Source organism: Streptomyces sp. NBC_01775 (genome assembly GCF_035917675.1).
Taxonomy (GTDB): Bacteria; Actinomycetota; Actinomycetes; order Streptomycetales; family Streptomycetaceae; genus Streptomyces.
This window is the reverse complement of sequence record NZ_CP109104.1, coordinates 774,531-787,868: the sequence shown is the minus strand read 5'-3', so window position 1 is coordinate 787,868 and position 13,338 is coordinate 774,531. Positions and strand designations below refer to the sequence as shown.

Annotated in this window: 12 protein-coding genes and 2 pseudogenes; 11 read left to right on the top strand and 3 right to left on the bottom strand. The window is 71.3% G+C overall.

The window, feature by feature from the left end; genetic code table 11:
• Window positions 1-395 precede the first annotated feature (395 nt).
• The 5 genes from OHB04_RS03805 to OHB04_RS03785 all read left to right on the top strand — a co-directional run bounded on the left by OHB04_RS03805 (window position 396) and on the right by OHB04_RS03785 (window position 6,922).
• Window positions 396-764, top strand: coding sequence for a hypothetical protein (locus OHB04_RS03805; RefSeq protein ID WP_326686246.1), 369 nt, complete (start codon window positions 396-398; stop codon window positions 762-764).
• 199 nt (window positions 765-963) lie between these two features.
• Window positions 964-2,457: a hypothetical protein gene (locus OHB04_RS03800; protein ID WP_326806802.1), complete on the top strand. Its 1,494-nt coding sequence runs from the start codon at window positions 964-966 to the stop codon at window positions 2,455-2,457.
• A 165-nt stretch (window positions 2,458-2,622) separates the two neighbouring features.
• Complete coding sequence (locus OHB04_RS03795; RefSeq protein WP_442815075.1) at window positions 2,623-3,960, top strand: AAA family ATPase; 1,338 nt, start codon at window positions 2,623-2,625, stop codon at window positions 3,958-3,960.
• A 143-nt stretch (window positions 3,961-4,103) separates the two neighbouring features.
• Window positions 4,104-5,339: a vWA domain-containing protein gene (locus OHB04_RS03790; protein ID WP_442815074.1), complete on the top strand. Its 1,236-nt coding sequence runs from the start codon at window positions 4,104-4,106 to the stop codon at window positions 5,337-5,339.
• A gap of 347 nt (window positions 5,340-5,686) precedes the next feature.
• Window positions 5,687-6,922: an epoxide hydrolase family protein gene (locus tag OHB04_RS03785; RefSeq protein ID WP_326686242.1), complete on the top strand. Its 1,236-nt coding sequence runs from the start codon at window positions 5,687-5,689 to the stop codon at window positions 6,920-6,922.
• A 26-nt stretch (window positions 6,923-6,948) separates the two neighbouring features.
• Here the strand turns inward: OHB04_RS03785 and OHB04_RS03780 are convergent, their stop codons facing one another.
• Complete coding sequence (locus OHB04_RS03780; protein ID WP_326686241.1) at window positions 6,949-7,317, bottom strand: VOC family protein; 369 nt, start codon at window positions 7,315-7,317, stop codon at window positions 6,949-6,951.
• A 35-nt stretch (window positions 7,318-7,352) separates the two neighbouring features.
• Complete coding sequence (locus tag OHB04_RS03775; RefSeq protein WP_326686240.1) at window positions 7,353-8,126, bottom strand: SDR family oxidoreductase; 774 nt, start codon at window positions 8,124-8,126, stop codon at window positions 7,353-7,355.
• Window positions 8,127-8,206: 80 nt separating this feature from the next.
• Here OHB04_RS03775 and OHB04_RS03770 point away from each other — a divergent pair, with 80 nt between their 5' ends.
• Both OHB04_RS03770 and OHB04_RS41700 read left to right on the top strand, forming a co-directional pair.
• Window positions 8,207-8,779: a TetR/AcrR family transcriptional regulator gene (locus tag OHB04_RS03770; protein WP_326806801.1), complete on the top strand. Its 573-nt coding sequence runs from the start codon at window positions 8,207-8,209 to the stop codon at window positions 8,777-8,779.
• A gap of 1,031 nt (window positions 8,780-9,810) precedes the next feature.
• Window positions 9,811-10,041: pseudogene (locus tag OHB04_RS41700) on the top strand (pYEATS domain-containing protein); the annotation flags it as partial.
• A 165-nt stretch (window positions 10,042-10,206) separates the two neighbouring features.
• On the opposite strand, the gene OHB04_RS03765 reads toward OHB04_RS41700, so the two are convergent.
• Window positions 10,207-10,785: a dihydrofolate reductase family protein gene (locus OHB04_RS03765; RefSeq protein WP_326806800.1), complete on the bottom strand. Its 579-nt coding sequence runs from the start codon at window positions 10,783-10,785 to the stop codon at window positions 10,207-10,209.
• A gap of 276 nt (window positions 10,786-11,061) precedes the next feature.
• Between OHB04_RS03765 and OHB04_RS03760 the strand changes: the two genes are divergently transcribed.
• The 4 genes and pseudogenes from OHB04_RS03760 to OHB04_RS03745 all read left to right on the top strand — a co-directional run bounded on the left by OHB04_RS03760 (window position 11,062) and on the right by OHB04_RS03745 (window position 13,276).
• Entirely contained in the window at window positions 11,062-11,697 is a 636-nt protein-coding gene (locus OHB04_RS03760; protein WP_326806799.1) for a hypothetical protein, read from the top strand.
• A gap of 181 nt (window positions 11,698-11,878) precedes the next feature.
• Window positions 11,879-12,270: pseudogene (locus OHB04_RS03755) on the top strand (GntR family transcriptional regulator).
• Entirely contained in the window at window positions 12,267-12,623 is a 357-nt protein-coding gene (locus tag OHB04_RS03750; RefSeq protein WP_326806798.1) for an ATP-binding cassette domain-containing protein, read from the top strand. The pseudogene OHB04_RS03755 and the gene OHB04_RS03750 overlap by 4 nt, the downstream one beginning before the upstream one ends.
• 11 nt (window positions 12,624-12,634) lie before the next feature.
• On the top strand, window positions 12,635-13,276 hold the full coding sequence (locus tag OHB04_RS03745) for a hypothetical protein (RefSeq protein WP_326806797.1): 642 nt from the start codon (window positions 12,635-12,637) through the stop codon (window positions 13,274-13,276).
• Window positions 13,277-13,338 lie beyond the last annotated feature (62 nt).

Here is a 13,338-nt window from a genome sequence, read left to right as displayed (position 1 = left end):
GGCGCTTGGCCTGTCGTATCGGGCCCGTGGATTTCCAGGGCCATTCGAACGAGGCAGGGTGAGGACGGCCTGGACGAGGTTGGTGGTGCGGGTGGTGGAGCAGCGGAGCTTGCGCAGGAGCCGCCTTCCCGGAGCCGCCTTCCCAAAGTGGTCAGCACCTGGCGGGCCCGGCGCTCGGTGACGCGGCCGACGACCGCGTCGTCGGGCACAGCGCTCGACCCGGCTCCCGGGCCCACTGCCGGATCAGCGGGGCGTCGAACGCGTAACGCATGAGCAAGCTCGCCGGCGCGGACGAGACCGTGGAGCCCTCGTTTCCGTTGGGGGTGATGCCCCCGGCTGATGCGTGAGTGACAGACGGGGTGCCTCATCCCTGGCGTCGGGGGAACACGGAGTGCATGATCTTCCAGCACCCGTCCCATCGGGGCGGCGACCGCCGCGGCCGGTTCGCCCGCCTCGCGGAGGCCGCCTCGAACCTGACCAGCTCGCCGCTCTTCTTCCTGATCTGTCTGATCCTGATCACCGGGATGGTCATCGTCCACCTGGTGCATCTGCCTGTTCCCTGGCTGATCTTCGCGGGCGACGTACTCACTTCCGTCAACCTGGTCATGCTGGCCCTGCTCAAGAACTCCGAACGGCGGGCCGAAGACGCTCTCCAGCGCAAGCTGGACGCGATCGCGGCGGCCATGCTGGAGGCCCAGGAGGGCGAGTCGCACCGGGCAAGGGACTCGCTACGGCAGGCGATTCGGCTGGAGGAGGAGCTGTGACCGGCCGCGTGAACTCCCGCCACATGGCGGCCCGTCAGGCAGGGGTGCTCGAAGGTATCCCGCTGACCAGCAACGATGGCGAACGGCAACTGGAGTAACAAGGGGACTGACAGATCACCGTCGGGATGGTTACGATGCTGGCGATGATGAACTCTTCCCTGTACGGATTGGGGGAATCGTTCGCGCAAGGTGAGTGCTGATGGCACATCACTTCGCGAACAGGATTCCGACCCGCCTGCTGATGTGGCAGCGCGTGCGCGAGTACGCCGTGCCACCGTCCATGATCGAGACCGCGACCGCACGGTGTGCGGTCGGTGACTGGGCGGGGGCTTGTGCCGCCGCCCGTATCGACGTCGATCTCGATCTGCGCGCCGTGCGCGACCGCCACGGCACCGATCTCGTCTCCCGCCTTCGTGCAGATCTGCGTCGGCTGGCGCCGGATCTGCTCCGATGGCACATGCCCCGGATCGCCCCCGACGGGCGGCTCCGGCCCGGCCTCACCATCCCTCTCGCCGGTTACCGGAGTTCCGGTGTCACGCCGCTGCGGCTGGTGGTGCGGACACCGCCGGCCTGGGCGGACGCCGGACAGCGGATGTCCCTGGCCCTGTGGGAGGGGTCCGGGGACGACGGCCCGGAGCACCATCCACACCCGCATCCCGACCGGCGCTTCCGGCTCGACCTGCACCGTCATCTCTGGGACTCCGGGCGAAGCGGCGAACTGGCGCGGCGGTGCGGTGCCGCCGGGGCACCGTCCATGGCGTCGCCCGGCCGGCCCCACACATCCGGCCGGTCGGTCCTGCCGGATCTGCCGGATCGGCCCACCCATCACGATTCCCCATGGGCGGTGACCAGCTGGGCCGCCGAGGCGGAGTTGCTGTTGCGGGCCGAGGGGCGCCCTCGCGGCGCCTTCACCGTGCGGCTCGGTACGCGGAGCCGCACGGCGCTCGAACTCGTCGCCCCCGACGACAGCCATGCCCCGACGTTCCGGCCGCTGCGGGAGGCGCTGCCGCCGCAGGAGATCGCGGCGCTTCCGGTGCTGCCGGAGGCGGCGGCCCGGGTCCTCCCGGACCTGGAGCTGCTGCGGGCCGGGCTGGTCCCGGCCGAGCGGCTGCATCCGCTCGTCGCCGCAGCACTGGCTGAGTCCGGACCGGCACCGGTGGCCGGCCCCGCCCCCGAGCCCGGCGACCCGCACCGGGTGGAGTGCGGGGACGAGGTCCACCGGATCGCGCTGCGGGACGGGGTGTTGACGGCGATCGACCACGGCCCGGCCCAACTGCGCCGGGAGGCATTGCTGGTGGCGCTCGGCGGGCCGGGGCTGCCCTGCCTGCGGGCGATCGACGCGGTGCACCGTAATCCGGAGGCGCTGCCCGCGGTCCGGGAGCGGCTCGGCCACGGTGATGTCGCGGGGGCGCTGGCCGTGGTCGAGGGGCTGCTCGGTCCCGGCGCGGTCCTGCGCGACGGGCCGCTCCGAGAGGAACTGGAGTCGGCCGCGGCCCGCCGCATCGACCACGGGCTCTTCCGCTCCGGGCTGGTCGACGCGCACCCCGGTGCCGGTGCGGCAGGGGGCGGGAGCGCCTCGGGCGTGGGGCACCCGGACGCCGGCCACCGTCTCCGGCTCGACCGCCGTACGCCTCGGGCAAGGCGCGGCAAGCTGAGCAGCCGGGCCCGGCCCCGCACCGGCCTGACCTGCTGACCGGCTGCCCCCACCGCCTGCTGACCAGCTGCCCTACCACCTGCCCTTAAACCTGCTGACCGGCTGCCCTCCTCGGAGCCCCCACCAGCACCGCGCGTCTCCGCGCCGTACGCCCCCACGACATCCGGTACGGGCCCGTCCCGTTCCCTTATCCCACCCCAGGTGATGCCCATGACCACCAGCACCCTTCGCCCTGCCTCTGCCTCTGCCTCTGCCCCTGCCCCCGTCCCGGCCACCGGCACGCCCGCGCCCATTCCCGCCGGCTCATCCGGAACCGGCACTCACCTTGCCCTCGCCGATGACCTTCTGACCCGCCTGCGGACGACCACCACCGAGCCGCGCCCCGACGAGCAGCTCGAAGCGCTCACCCTGGCTGTCGCGGCCGACCTGCCCGTGCTGCTCTGGGGCGAGCCGGGTATCGGCAAGACCGCGGCCCTGACGCAGCTCGCCGCCTCCCTCGATCTGCCGCTGACGACCGTGATCGCCAGCGTCCACGAGCCGTCCGACTTCTCCGGGCTGCCCATCGTGGGGGACGACCCGGCGGTGGAGGGGGTGCCGATGGCGCCGCCGCAGTGGGCCGTGGAGCTCGTGCGCGCCGGGCGGGGGCTGCTCTTCCTGGACGAGCTCTCCACCGCCACTCCGGCCGTCCAGGCCGCGCTGCTCCGGGTCGTCCTGGAGCGGAGGGTCGGTGCGCTGCGACTGCCTCCGGGGGTGCGGATCGTGGCCGCCGCCAATCCGCGCGCTTCGGCGGCGGACGGATGGGAGCTGAGCCCGCCGCTGGCCAACCGGTTCGTGCATCTGCACTGGGTGCACGACCAGGAGGTGGTGGTGCGCGGGCTGGGCGGAGTCTGGCCCCGCGCTGAGCTGCCCCGGCTGGTGCCGGAGCGGCTTGCGGAGGCGGTGGCTTTCGCCCGGCGTGCGCTCTGCGGCTTCCTGGAAGTCCGGCCGACGCTGATCCATCGGCTGCCGAGCACCGAGACGCGGCGCGGCGGTGCCTGGCCCTCGCCCCGGAGCTGGGAGTCCGCGTTGACCCTGCTGGCCTTCGGCACGGCGGCCTCCGTCTCCCGGGAGGTGCTGGCGCTGCTGGTGCGGGGCGCGGTGGGGGACGGGCCGGGGCTCGAACTCCTCGCCCATCTGGACCGGATGGACCTGCCCGACCCGGAGTCGCTGCTGGCCGATCCGGCCTCCGCCGAGCTGCCGGCGCGCGGCGATCTGCGTCAGGCCGCGCTGGAGGCGGTGGTGGCCGCCGTCGGGGCGCGGCCGGAGCGGGAGAGGTGGGAGGCGGGCTGGGCGGTGCTGGTCCGGGCGTTGGAGACCGGCACCCCGGACCTGCTGGTCGCCCCGGCGACGGCGCTGTCCGCGCTGCGGCGCGACGACTGGGAGGTGCCGGAGGCGCTGGAGCGGCTGGCCGGGGTGGTCGGCCTCGCCCGGCGGGCGGACCGGTCGGTCGGGCGGGCCGCGGCGGCGGCCGACGCCGGGCCTGCGACGGGTGCGCGCCGATGACGGGGCCCGCGAAACGCCCGGGCCCGCGCCCGCTGCCGCGCCCGATGTCCCGGCCCGCCCCGCCGCGCCCGGTGCGGGCCGCCGTGCCGAGGCCGCTGTCCGGCTCCGACGGGCGGGCCGGCCGGTCCGGACTTCCGCTGGACATGGAGAAGTTGCTGGCCGCCCGGCTGCACGCGGTGAAGGTCCGTCCCTACCTGGCCGACGCGCTCTTCGCGCTGCACGTGGTGGAGGACCGGTCCGTGCCGACGATGGCGGTGGACGCGCACTGGCGCTGCTACGTTTCCCCCGGCTTCGTGGCGCGCACCCCGGTGGAGGAGCTGGCGGGGGTCTGGGTGCACGAGGTCTCCCATCTGCTCCGGGACCACCATGGGCGGGGCGAGCGGTACGCGCGGGCGCACGAGGAGCACGGGCCGGGCGAGGGAGGGGTCCCCCCGGGCGAAGGCGGGGGGAGGCTGCGGCGGAACATCGCCGCCGACTTCGAGATCAACGACGACATCTACGGTGACGGTCTGCCCCAGCCCGAGGGGGCGGTACTGCCGTCGCTGTTGCGGCTGCCCGACGGGTTGCTGATGGAGGAGTACCTGCGGACGGCGTCGATGTCCGGGCTCGCCGCGGACCTGGCCTGGCTGGACTGCGGAAGTGGCGCCGACGGGCAGGTCCGGCCGTGGGAGCTGGGGCCCGACGGGGCGCACGGGCTGAGCAGGCAGCAGCGGGACGCGGTCCGCTTCCGGGTCGCGGAGGGGATCAAGGGCCGGCCGGGCGACGCGCCGGAGGGGTGGCGCCGATGGGCTGACGAGGCGTTCCGTCCACCGCAGCCGTGGCGGCAGCTGCTGGGAGCGGCGATCCGCTCGGCGGCGAGTGCGCCGGGGGTGGGCGAGGACCACAGCTACCGGCGTCCGTCCCGGCGCTCGGCCGGTGTCCCCGGTGTGCTGCTGCCGAGCCTGCGCCGCACACCGCCCCGGGTCTGCGTCGTGATTGACACCTCCGGGTCGGTGAGTGACGCCGAGCTGGGCAGCGCGCTGCTGGAGGTGGCGGCGATCTCACGGACGGTGGGCGGGCGGCGCGACCTGGTCTCGGTGATCTCCTGCGACGCGGCGGCCGGAGTCGCTGTCCCGCTCTGCCGCGCCGAGAACATCGAGCTGGTCGGCGGCGGGGGAACGGATCTGCGCTCCGGCTTCGCCCGAGCGCTCCGCTCCGGGCCACGCCCGGACGTGATCGTTGCCCTGACGGACGGTCAGACACCGTGGCCCTCCGCGCAGCCGCCCTGCCGGACCGTCGTCGGTCTCTTCCCCCGTCCCACCCGCGCCGCGGACGAGGAGAACCCCGACTACGTCCCGGACACTCCGCCGCCCTGGGCGCGCGTCGTCACCATCAGCTGAGAAGCGGGCCGGCGCGCCTGAGAAGCGGGCCGGCGCGCCGCCACCCGTTACGAGCGGCCCCCGGCCATCCAGCCGGCCGGTCCTGACATCGCGGACATCTTCCTCCGGCGTGCGCGGACTGGTCGAATGGAATCCGCCTGGTGTTCCAGCCGGACATCGTCGAGCGAGCGTTCCCAATCCTCGTGCCCGTGGTGATGACGAGGCGCTCTGCGGTGTCGCGCAGGCTCATATCCTGGTTGCGGAGCTGGAGGGCCATGGACAGCATGTCGTTGTCGGTGACGCCGGGCCGCCGACCCCCCCCAACAGGCCGACGGCACCGCTGCCCACACCCAGTGAGGAACCATGCCATGACCACCCCGCACGCCTTCCCCCTGGAGCCCACCCCGATCCATGTGCCGGACGAGGTCCTCGATGACCTGCGCACCCGTCTCGCACTGACCCGGCCGCCGCTGGACGAGGGGAACGGGGACTGGTCCTACGGCGTCCCGGACAGCTATCTCCGTGAGCTGGTCGCCTACTGGCGGGACGGCTACGACTGGCGCGAGGCCGAGGCCGCCATCAACGCCTACGAGCACTACGAGGTGAGCGTCGCCGGTGTCCCGGTGCACTTCATGCGCAAGCCCGGCCGCGGCCCCCGCCCGATCCCGTTGATCCTCACCCACGGCTGGCCGTGGACGTTCTGGCACTGGTCGAAGGTGATCGACCCGCTCGCCGACCCGGCCGCGTTCGGCGGTGACCCCGCCGACGCGTTCGACGTCATCGTGCCGTCCCTGCCCGGCTTCGGTTTCCCCGGCCCGCTCACCGGCTTTTCGGACGTCAACTTCTGGAAGGTCTCCGACCTCTGGCACACGCTGATGACCGAGACCCTGGGATACGAGAAGTACGCCGCCGGGGGCTGCGACATCGGCGGGATCGTCTCCAGCCAGCTCGGCCACAAGTACGCCGACGAGCTGTACGGCATCCACATCGGCTCCGGGCTGCCGCTCGACTTCTTCACCGGTCCCCGCGCCTGGGACTTCGCCCGGAATCGGCCCCTCACCGACGACCAGCCCGCCGACGTCCGCGACCGCATCATCGAGCTGGACCACCACTTCGCGTCCCACCTCGCCGCGCACATGCTCGACGGCGCCACCCTGGCCCACGGGCTGAGCGACTCACCCGCCGGACTGCTCGCCTGGCTGCTGGAGCGCTGGAACGGCTGGAGCGACAACGGCGGCGACGTCGAGTCCGTCTTCACCAAGGACGACCTGCTCACCCACGCCACGATCTACTGGGTGAACAACTCCATCGCCACCTCGATGCGTTACTACGCCAACGCCAACCGCTACCCCTGGGCCCCAGCCCACGACCGCACCCCGGTCGTGCAGGCCCCGGCCGGCCTCACCTTCGTCACGTACGAGAACCCGCCCGGCATCCACACCGCCGACGAGCGCGTCCGGGCCTTCAAGACCGGCCCGCTGGCCGATTCGTTCAACCACGTCAACGTCAACGCCCACGACCACGGCGGCCACTTCATCCCCTGGGAGAACCCCGACGCCTGGGTGAGCGACCTGCGCCGCACCTTCCACGGCCGCAGGCCCTGAACGACCCTGCGGGCTCGTCCGGCGGGTCAGGCTGAGCGGAGGCAGAAGGGGTGTCCGGCGGGGCTGGCGTACACCCGGGAGCCCTGCTGGGCGGAGGCGACGACGTCGTCCGTCGGCCGCAGCCGTCGGCCGCCGCCGTCAAGCACCCGCTCGTCCGCGACCGCCATGTCGTCGGTGGCGAGGTCGAAGTGCAGCTGCTGGGGAGTGCCGTCGGGCCACTGCGGCGGCGCATGTCCCGGAGCGTGCTGGATCACGATCACGGGGAGGCCGTCGGCCCGCAGAAAGTGGTGTGCTGCCGTCCTCGTGATCGAGCCGCCGAGCAGCCGGTGCCAGAACGAGCTCTCGCTCTCCAGGTCCGCGGCGTCCACGATCAGTGACATCAGGCTGAAGTTCATGGTGATGCTCCGTTCCGTGTTCGTGGGGGCGCGGCTCAGACCGTGGGGATGATGCCGCCGTCGACCCGGAACTGGGCGCCGGTGAGCCATTTGGCGCGGCCGGAGGCGAGGAACGCGATCATCTCGGCGACGTCCTCGGGCTCGCCGGGGCGCCCCATCGGCGGCTTCAGGTGGTCCACGATCTGCTGCTTGACCTCGTCGACGCCGATGCCCTGGCTGTCGGCCCTCTGCTGGAGGTGGTTGGCCGCTCCCTCGGTGACGACGAAGCCCGGCAGAACGCACACCACCCGTACGCCGTGCTCTCCCATCGCCGTCGCCAGCTCGCGGCTGTAGGCGTTGAGCGCCGCCTTCGATGCCGCGTACGAGGCGTCGGCAGGCTGGGGGAGGTGGCTGGCGATGGAGGAGACGTGCACCACGACGCCGGAACCGCGCTCGACCATCCCCGGGACCAGAGCACGGTCGAGACGGACCGCGGAGAGCAGGTTCATCTCCAGGTCGGCGAGCCAGGACGCGTCGGACCGCTCCAGGGTCGGTATCGGTCCGGTCGTGGCTCCCGCGTTGTTCACCAGGACATCAACGCCCCCGACGCTGTCCAGCACGCGCCGCCCCAGTTCCCGCACTCCCTCCTCGGACCGCAGGTCGGCGGGGATGAAGGTGGCAGGCAGGTCTTCCGGGGGCGCGGTGCGCGAGGCCGTCAGCACGGTGGCGCCGGCAGCGGCGAAGCGGCGGGCCGTCGCTTTCCCCAGCCCTCGGCTACCGCCGGTCACCAGTACTCGCAGGCCGTCAAGCCTCTCGTCCTCGACCGTCATGGGCGTACTCCTTGAGTAAAGTGAACCTGGCTCCGGAACTGTACACATAAGCGGAGTCTGGCTCACCTTATGGAGGACTGTTGCCGTCATCACGTCCGCTGCGCGCCGATGCCCGCCGCAACCGCGAAGCCCTTCTGGCCGCGGCGCGTGAAGCGTTCCTCGCCGCCGACGACGCCCATGTGGAGGAGATCGCCCGTCGGGCCGGCGTGGCTGTTGGCACGCTCTACCGCCACTTCGAAACGCGCGAAGCGCTCGTCGCCGAGGTCTACCGCCAAGAGGTCGCCGAGCTCTGCGAAGCCCCCGCCCGGCTGCTCGCCCAACAGGCTCCGGACGAAGCCCTGCGCGCCTTCTTGCTGCTGCTCGTGGAGCACGCGGCAGTCGGCAGAGGGATGGGTGAAGTGCTGGAGAGCATCATGGCGACCGACTCGCCGGTCTTCGACGACACACGCGACGAGATGGCCCGTGCCCTGGACGAACTGCTCGCCGCGGGCGTTGCGGCCGGCGTCGTCCGCAGTGGCATCAGCGGACGCATCGTCCTGCGCGCCCTCGGTGGCATCTGCGGGATGCGTGCCAACGGTTGGAAGGACGACGCGGTACGCATCGCCACGATCCTCTATGACGGGTTGCGCTACGGCGCGGCGAACCATGGCTAGTGCCGTGACCGGCAATGTTTGCCCGGAAGGAGCGTCGTCGTGGGGGCACCGCCCGCGCGAGCGGGGCCGAGCGTGGGGGAGCGTGCGGTCGCAAGGCGGCCGGAAGTCCTTGATCGGGGTCTCCCCTGCTCTGGGGGAAGGCCGGGGGAGAAGTTGAGAGCTTGGGGAAGGAGCTACCAGGGCTTTTGGCCAACGCGGCTGGGGGCACCCCCTGCTCGGAGAGCTTGGGGGAGTGCGGTGCGTGCCGGGCGGCGCGACGGGGCAAAGCTTGCCGGGAGGGGCACTAGACCGACCGCAGCACACCGGGCCCCTGCTCGGTCAGCGAGCCGGCCGAGGCCGTCGGCATGGCGGCGGCGCGCTGACCTCGTCGTCGGTGGCCGACGCCCTCACCGGGGCCGTGGACACCGCGTAGCGGCCGAACGTCTGGGCGTCGCCCGCCGCATGGAGGAGCCGGCGTGACACGCCGGGACCGCCGGCTCGAAGGCCGCTGCGCTCAGGCTTGTCGCCGAGTTGTCCGCACTCCAGCGCGCAGCGGGAGCGGAAGCAACAAGGGCTGGGGGAGCGCGGGCTCCTCGGGGAAGCTGAACCGGCCCACGGGGCCTCGACTCCCGGACGTTGTAGCCCCGAGGCCCGGCGCGGGCCGGCTCCCTGCTGATGCTGCACGCGGTCTGGGTCCTGGCAGGCCCCCTGAGCCGGGCCGTCGAGGCGCCCTGCCAAGTCGGCCGAACCGAGCGCGTCGAGCAGACGGACCGCGTTCTCCGTGGCGCGCTCCTCCCAGCTGGAACCTGCCGGCACCGTGGAGTACGGCGCGCCCGAACAATTCCTCGCCGAGCGCGGGGATGAACGCTCCGACCTGTATGCACTCTGCGGGGTGCTGTTCGCCCTGCTCGCCGGCCGACCTCCCTTCACCGGTCACAACTGGCCGGCGGTCATCCGGCGCAAAGATGAAGAAGAAGCCCCCCGCCTGGACGTGCTCCGCTCTGACCTGCGGCCTGGAGTGACCGCGCTCGTCGCCGAGCTTCTGCGACGCGATCGCGGACAGCGCCCCCGGTCGGCGCGGCAGGTCTACGACCGTCTCCCACAGCTGCGGGCGGCCCTCGGTCCAGGAGATCGTTCACCACCTTCATCCGACCTTCCCCGAGCCGGATCGTGTCGTCACGGACCGGGCAACAGAGTTCGAACTGAGGGTGTCGGCATGGGGAGAATTCACGCTGACGGCAGACGTCCATGTGGAAGGCCGACAGGAGCCTTTGAGGCTTGAGCGATACCTCAATTCTGAGCCTGCCGGACACCCGGGCGGGGTCGTTTTCACATGCGGCTTTGTGCCAGTCCATCCCGGCCGCGGACAGCCGCTTCGAAGTGTCGGTCAAAGCGCCGTAGCCGTGGCCAGGTTCGGCTGCTTGCCAGGGTGGGGTGCTCGGATGGACTCAGACATGCAGGGTGGGCCGGTAGATGAGTTCTTGGATGTGACCGTCGAGCGTCCGGCGCTCGATCAGCTCGAGGTCGAAGTCGGCCGCACCCTGGAAGATCGGGTCCACTCCGGTCCGACCGGTGATCACAGGGAAGAGCGTCACCTGGACGCGGTCGACCAGACCGGCGGCCATCAGCGCCCGGTTCATCGACAGACTGCCGTGCGAGCGCAACGGCACGTCGGACTCCTCCTTGAGCCGGGCGACGATGTCGACGGCGTCACCGCTCACGAGATTCGCATCCGGCCAGTCGAGGGGCCCTTCCAGCGTGGTCGACACCACCGTTGCCGGCAGGCTCCTCATCCGCGTGACCCATGGGTCACGCACGTCGGACTCCTCGGTGCTCGTGGCCAGCATCCGCGCGAACGCCCGATACGTGTTGGCTCCGAAGACCATCCGCTGCTCCTCGTCGTACAGGGCGAGGCGGTGGTCGAGCAGCTCGGGGCCCTGCTTGCCCCAGTAGCCGGTCCAGCTGCCGCTGGCGGCGCCGTAGCCGTCGAGGCTGGAAAAGACGTCGAAGGTGTAGCCAGCGGTCATGATGTTCTCCTTGAATGTGGTTGACCGGGTGTGTGGATACAGACTGGAAACCACGGCGAAATTCATCCCCGCCGTGTCCGGCCTCCCCGGATGCGGCCCCAGGGCTTCACCATGGCCAAGACGGTGGCGAAGATCAGCGTGGTCAGCAACACGGCAGGCGGGAAGAAGAGCCTGGCACGCCGATCCACGGGTCTGACTATTCCTCACGACCTTGCTCACCATCATGAGGCTGGGCATCCTTGAGCATCCACACAGACACTGAGAGCGGGGCTCGCCATGGTGGCACCGGAGGCGGCTGCTGTCGTCAGGGCCAGTAGCAGCGTGCTGCGCGGCGTTGTGAATCAGGCATCAGGCACACCATCGTTGCCGAACATGCATGAAGGGCTGATCGAGTTACACGAGATCTTGCGAGAATGGTGCGAGGCGGCAAGAAGCACGAGCAAAGTGGTGGAGCTGATCCTTACCGATCAGCCTCACCTGGCCAAGGCCGCACACCCCCACAGCAACCATTACGCCGGCCCCGTACCTTTCCGGCGCTCCTTTGCCCGACGCACCCTTGCTCGGCGCACTCGACGCGAAATCGATGCCCTGATGTCACCCTCTGCGCCCCTCGCCCAGAAATGGAGCGGGACAAGACGCCGCCAAGCCGCTCGCCGTAATCTGCGCAGCATGATGCACGTCTACTGCCCCGACCTGCTGAGCGAGTTCGACAGAGCCGTTGAAGCACGGGTGGCCTGGGTGGACAGCCACCACGCCGAGCTCAATGAGGTCATCAACAGCAGGCGGGGAGACGGACGGCTTTCAAGGGTGCGGCACGAGATGACCGTTACCGCTGACAAGTTGGAGACCGTCCGAGCAGAGCTCAGTGCTCTCATCCAGGAGCGGTACCCGATGGGGGCCGTGTCGGGCTGAGCGTCACCCCACGCACCGCACGGCTCTTCCCCGGCTACGCGGCAGGAACGCGCCACTCCGCCGCCACCCTCGCCCGCAAGCTTCGCAGCCACGGCCTGTCTGCCCACCCGGGCCGTGACACCGCCCTGCTCGCGTTCGCCGGCGACCTGCCCGCCCCGGTCCTCAGCGAGACCAGGAACCGGTGATTGAGTTCCACCTGAACGGCCGGTCCGGCCTGTCTCCGTACCAGCAGCTGGTCCAGCAGTGCGTCATGCGCTGCGCCTGGGTCTGCTGAAGGAGGGGGACCGGCTGCCGACGGTCAAGGATGTGGCGAAGCAGATGGCGGTCAACCCGAACACCGTTCTGAAGGCGTACCGCGAGCTGGAGCACGACGGCCTGGTGGCCGCCCGCCCGGGCGTGGGGACGTTCGTGACCCGGACGCTGGCCGACGCCACGCTGGCCGCGCACGGACCGCTGCGCAAGGACCTGGAGCGCTGGCTGACCAAGGCCCGCCTGGCCGGGCTGGATGAGGAGAGCATCGAGGCGCTGTTCATGAACACCTTTCGTGGCGCGGCCGGAGAGGACGTGGCGTGAGCGCCGTCTTGCGTGCCCAGGGCCTGGGCAAGAGGTACAAGCAGCGCTGGGCGCTGCAGAACTGCGACCTGGACGTGCCGGCCGGCCGGGTGGTGGGCCTGGTCGGCCCCAACGGAGCAGGCAAGTCCACCCTGTTGAACCTGGCCTCCGGCATGCTGACTCCGACGGCCGGCACCATCGAGGTGTGCGGCTGCCGTCCCGCCGGAGGCGTGGAACAGCTGGCCAAGGTCGGCTTCGTCGCCCAGGACGCCCCGACCTACGCCGCCCTGAGCGTCGCCGATCACCTGGACTTCGGCAGGCGCCGCTCATCACACGCGAGCTCACCCGCACCCGCTGGCTCGCCACCAAACTGATCCTCACCGGCGTGGCCACCATGGTCGCCGCCGCACTGACCACCCTGGCGGTGACCTGGTGGAGCGGCCCGATCGACCAGGCCGTCAACAGTGGCGGAGCGGGCGCGGACCCCTTCTACCCACGCATCGATCCCCTGGTCTTCGGCGGGCGCGGCATCGTCCCGATCGGCTACGCCGCCTTCGCCTTCATCCTCGGCGTAACCCTGGGGGCGCTCATCCGGCGCACCGTGCCCGCGATGGCCGCCACCCTGGCGACCTTCGCCGCCGTCCAGATCGCCACGCCCCTGTGGGTCCGGCTCCACCTGGCCCCCGCCGTCGATGCCACCTTGTCCTTCACCGAGGCCAAGCCGGTGAACATCGGTGTCGACGCCGTGCGCGAGGTGGACTTCGGTCAGCCGGGCGCCTGGGTCCTGTCCGAACAGACCGTCAACGCCTCCGGTCATTCAACCGCCCTGCCGGCATCGCTCACCGACTGCTCCTCCATGTCGGACTGCGCCGCCACCCTCACCAAGGCCGGCTACCGACAACAGGTCACCTACCAGCCCGCCGACAACTTCTGGGCCCTGCAAGCGGCCGAGACCGGGCTCTACCTCGCCCTCGCCCTGGCCCTGACCGGATTCTGCACCTGGTGGATCCGCCGCCGGCTGACCTGACAAAGTCCCCCGGCACGCGAGCGGGCCCCGGTCGTGAACGAGGGGCCCGCTTGGTCTCTACC

Bases quoted from the DNA above. Each gene is read 5' to 3' on its own strand.
- OHB04_RS03805 (WP_326686246.1), top strand. From the start codon at position 396: ATGATCTTCCAGCACCCGTCCCATCGGGGCGGCGACCGCCGCGGCCGG.
- OHB04_RS03800 (WP_326806802.1), top strand. From the start codon at position 964: ATGGCACATCACTTCGCGAACAGGATTCCGACCCGCCTGCTGATGTGG.
- OHB04_RS03795 (WP_442815075.1), top strand. From the start codon at position 2,623: ATGCCCATGACCACCAGCACCCTTCGCCCTGCCTCTGCCTCTGCCTCT.
- OHB04_RS03790 (WP_442815074.1), top strand. From the start codon at position 4,104: ATGGAGAAGTTGCTGGCCGCCCGGCTGCACGCGGTGAAGGTCCGTCCC.
- OHB04_RS03785 (WP_326686242.1), top strand. From the start codon at position 5,687: ATGACCACCCCGCACGCCTTCCCCCTGGAGCCCACCCCGATCCATGTG.
- OHB04_RS03780 (WP_326686241.1), bottom strand. From the start codon at position 7,317: ATGAACTTCAGCCTGATGTCACTGATCGTGGACGCCGCGGACCTGGAG.
- OHB04_RS03775 (WP_326686240.1), bottom strand. From the start codon at position 8,126: ATGACGGTCGAGGACGAGAGGCTTGACGGCCTGCGAGTACTGGTGACC.
- OHB04_RS03765 (WP_326806800.1), bottom strand. From the start codon at position 10,785: ATGACCGCTGGCTACACCTTCGACGTCTTTTCCAGCCTCGACGGCTAC.
- OHB04_RS03760 (WP_326806799.1), top strand. From the start codon at position 11,062: ATGGTGGCACCGGAGGCGGCTGCTGTCGTCAGGGCCAGTAGCAGCGTG.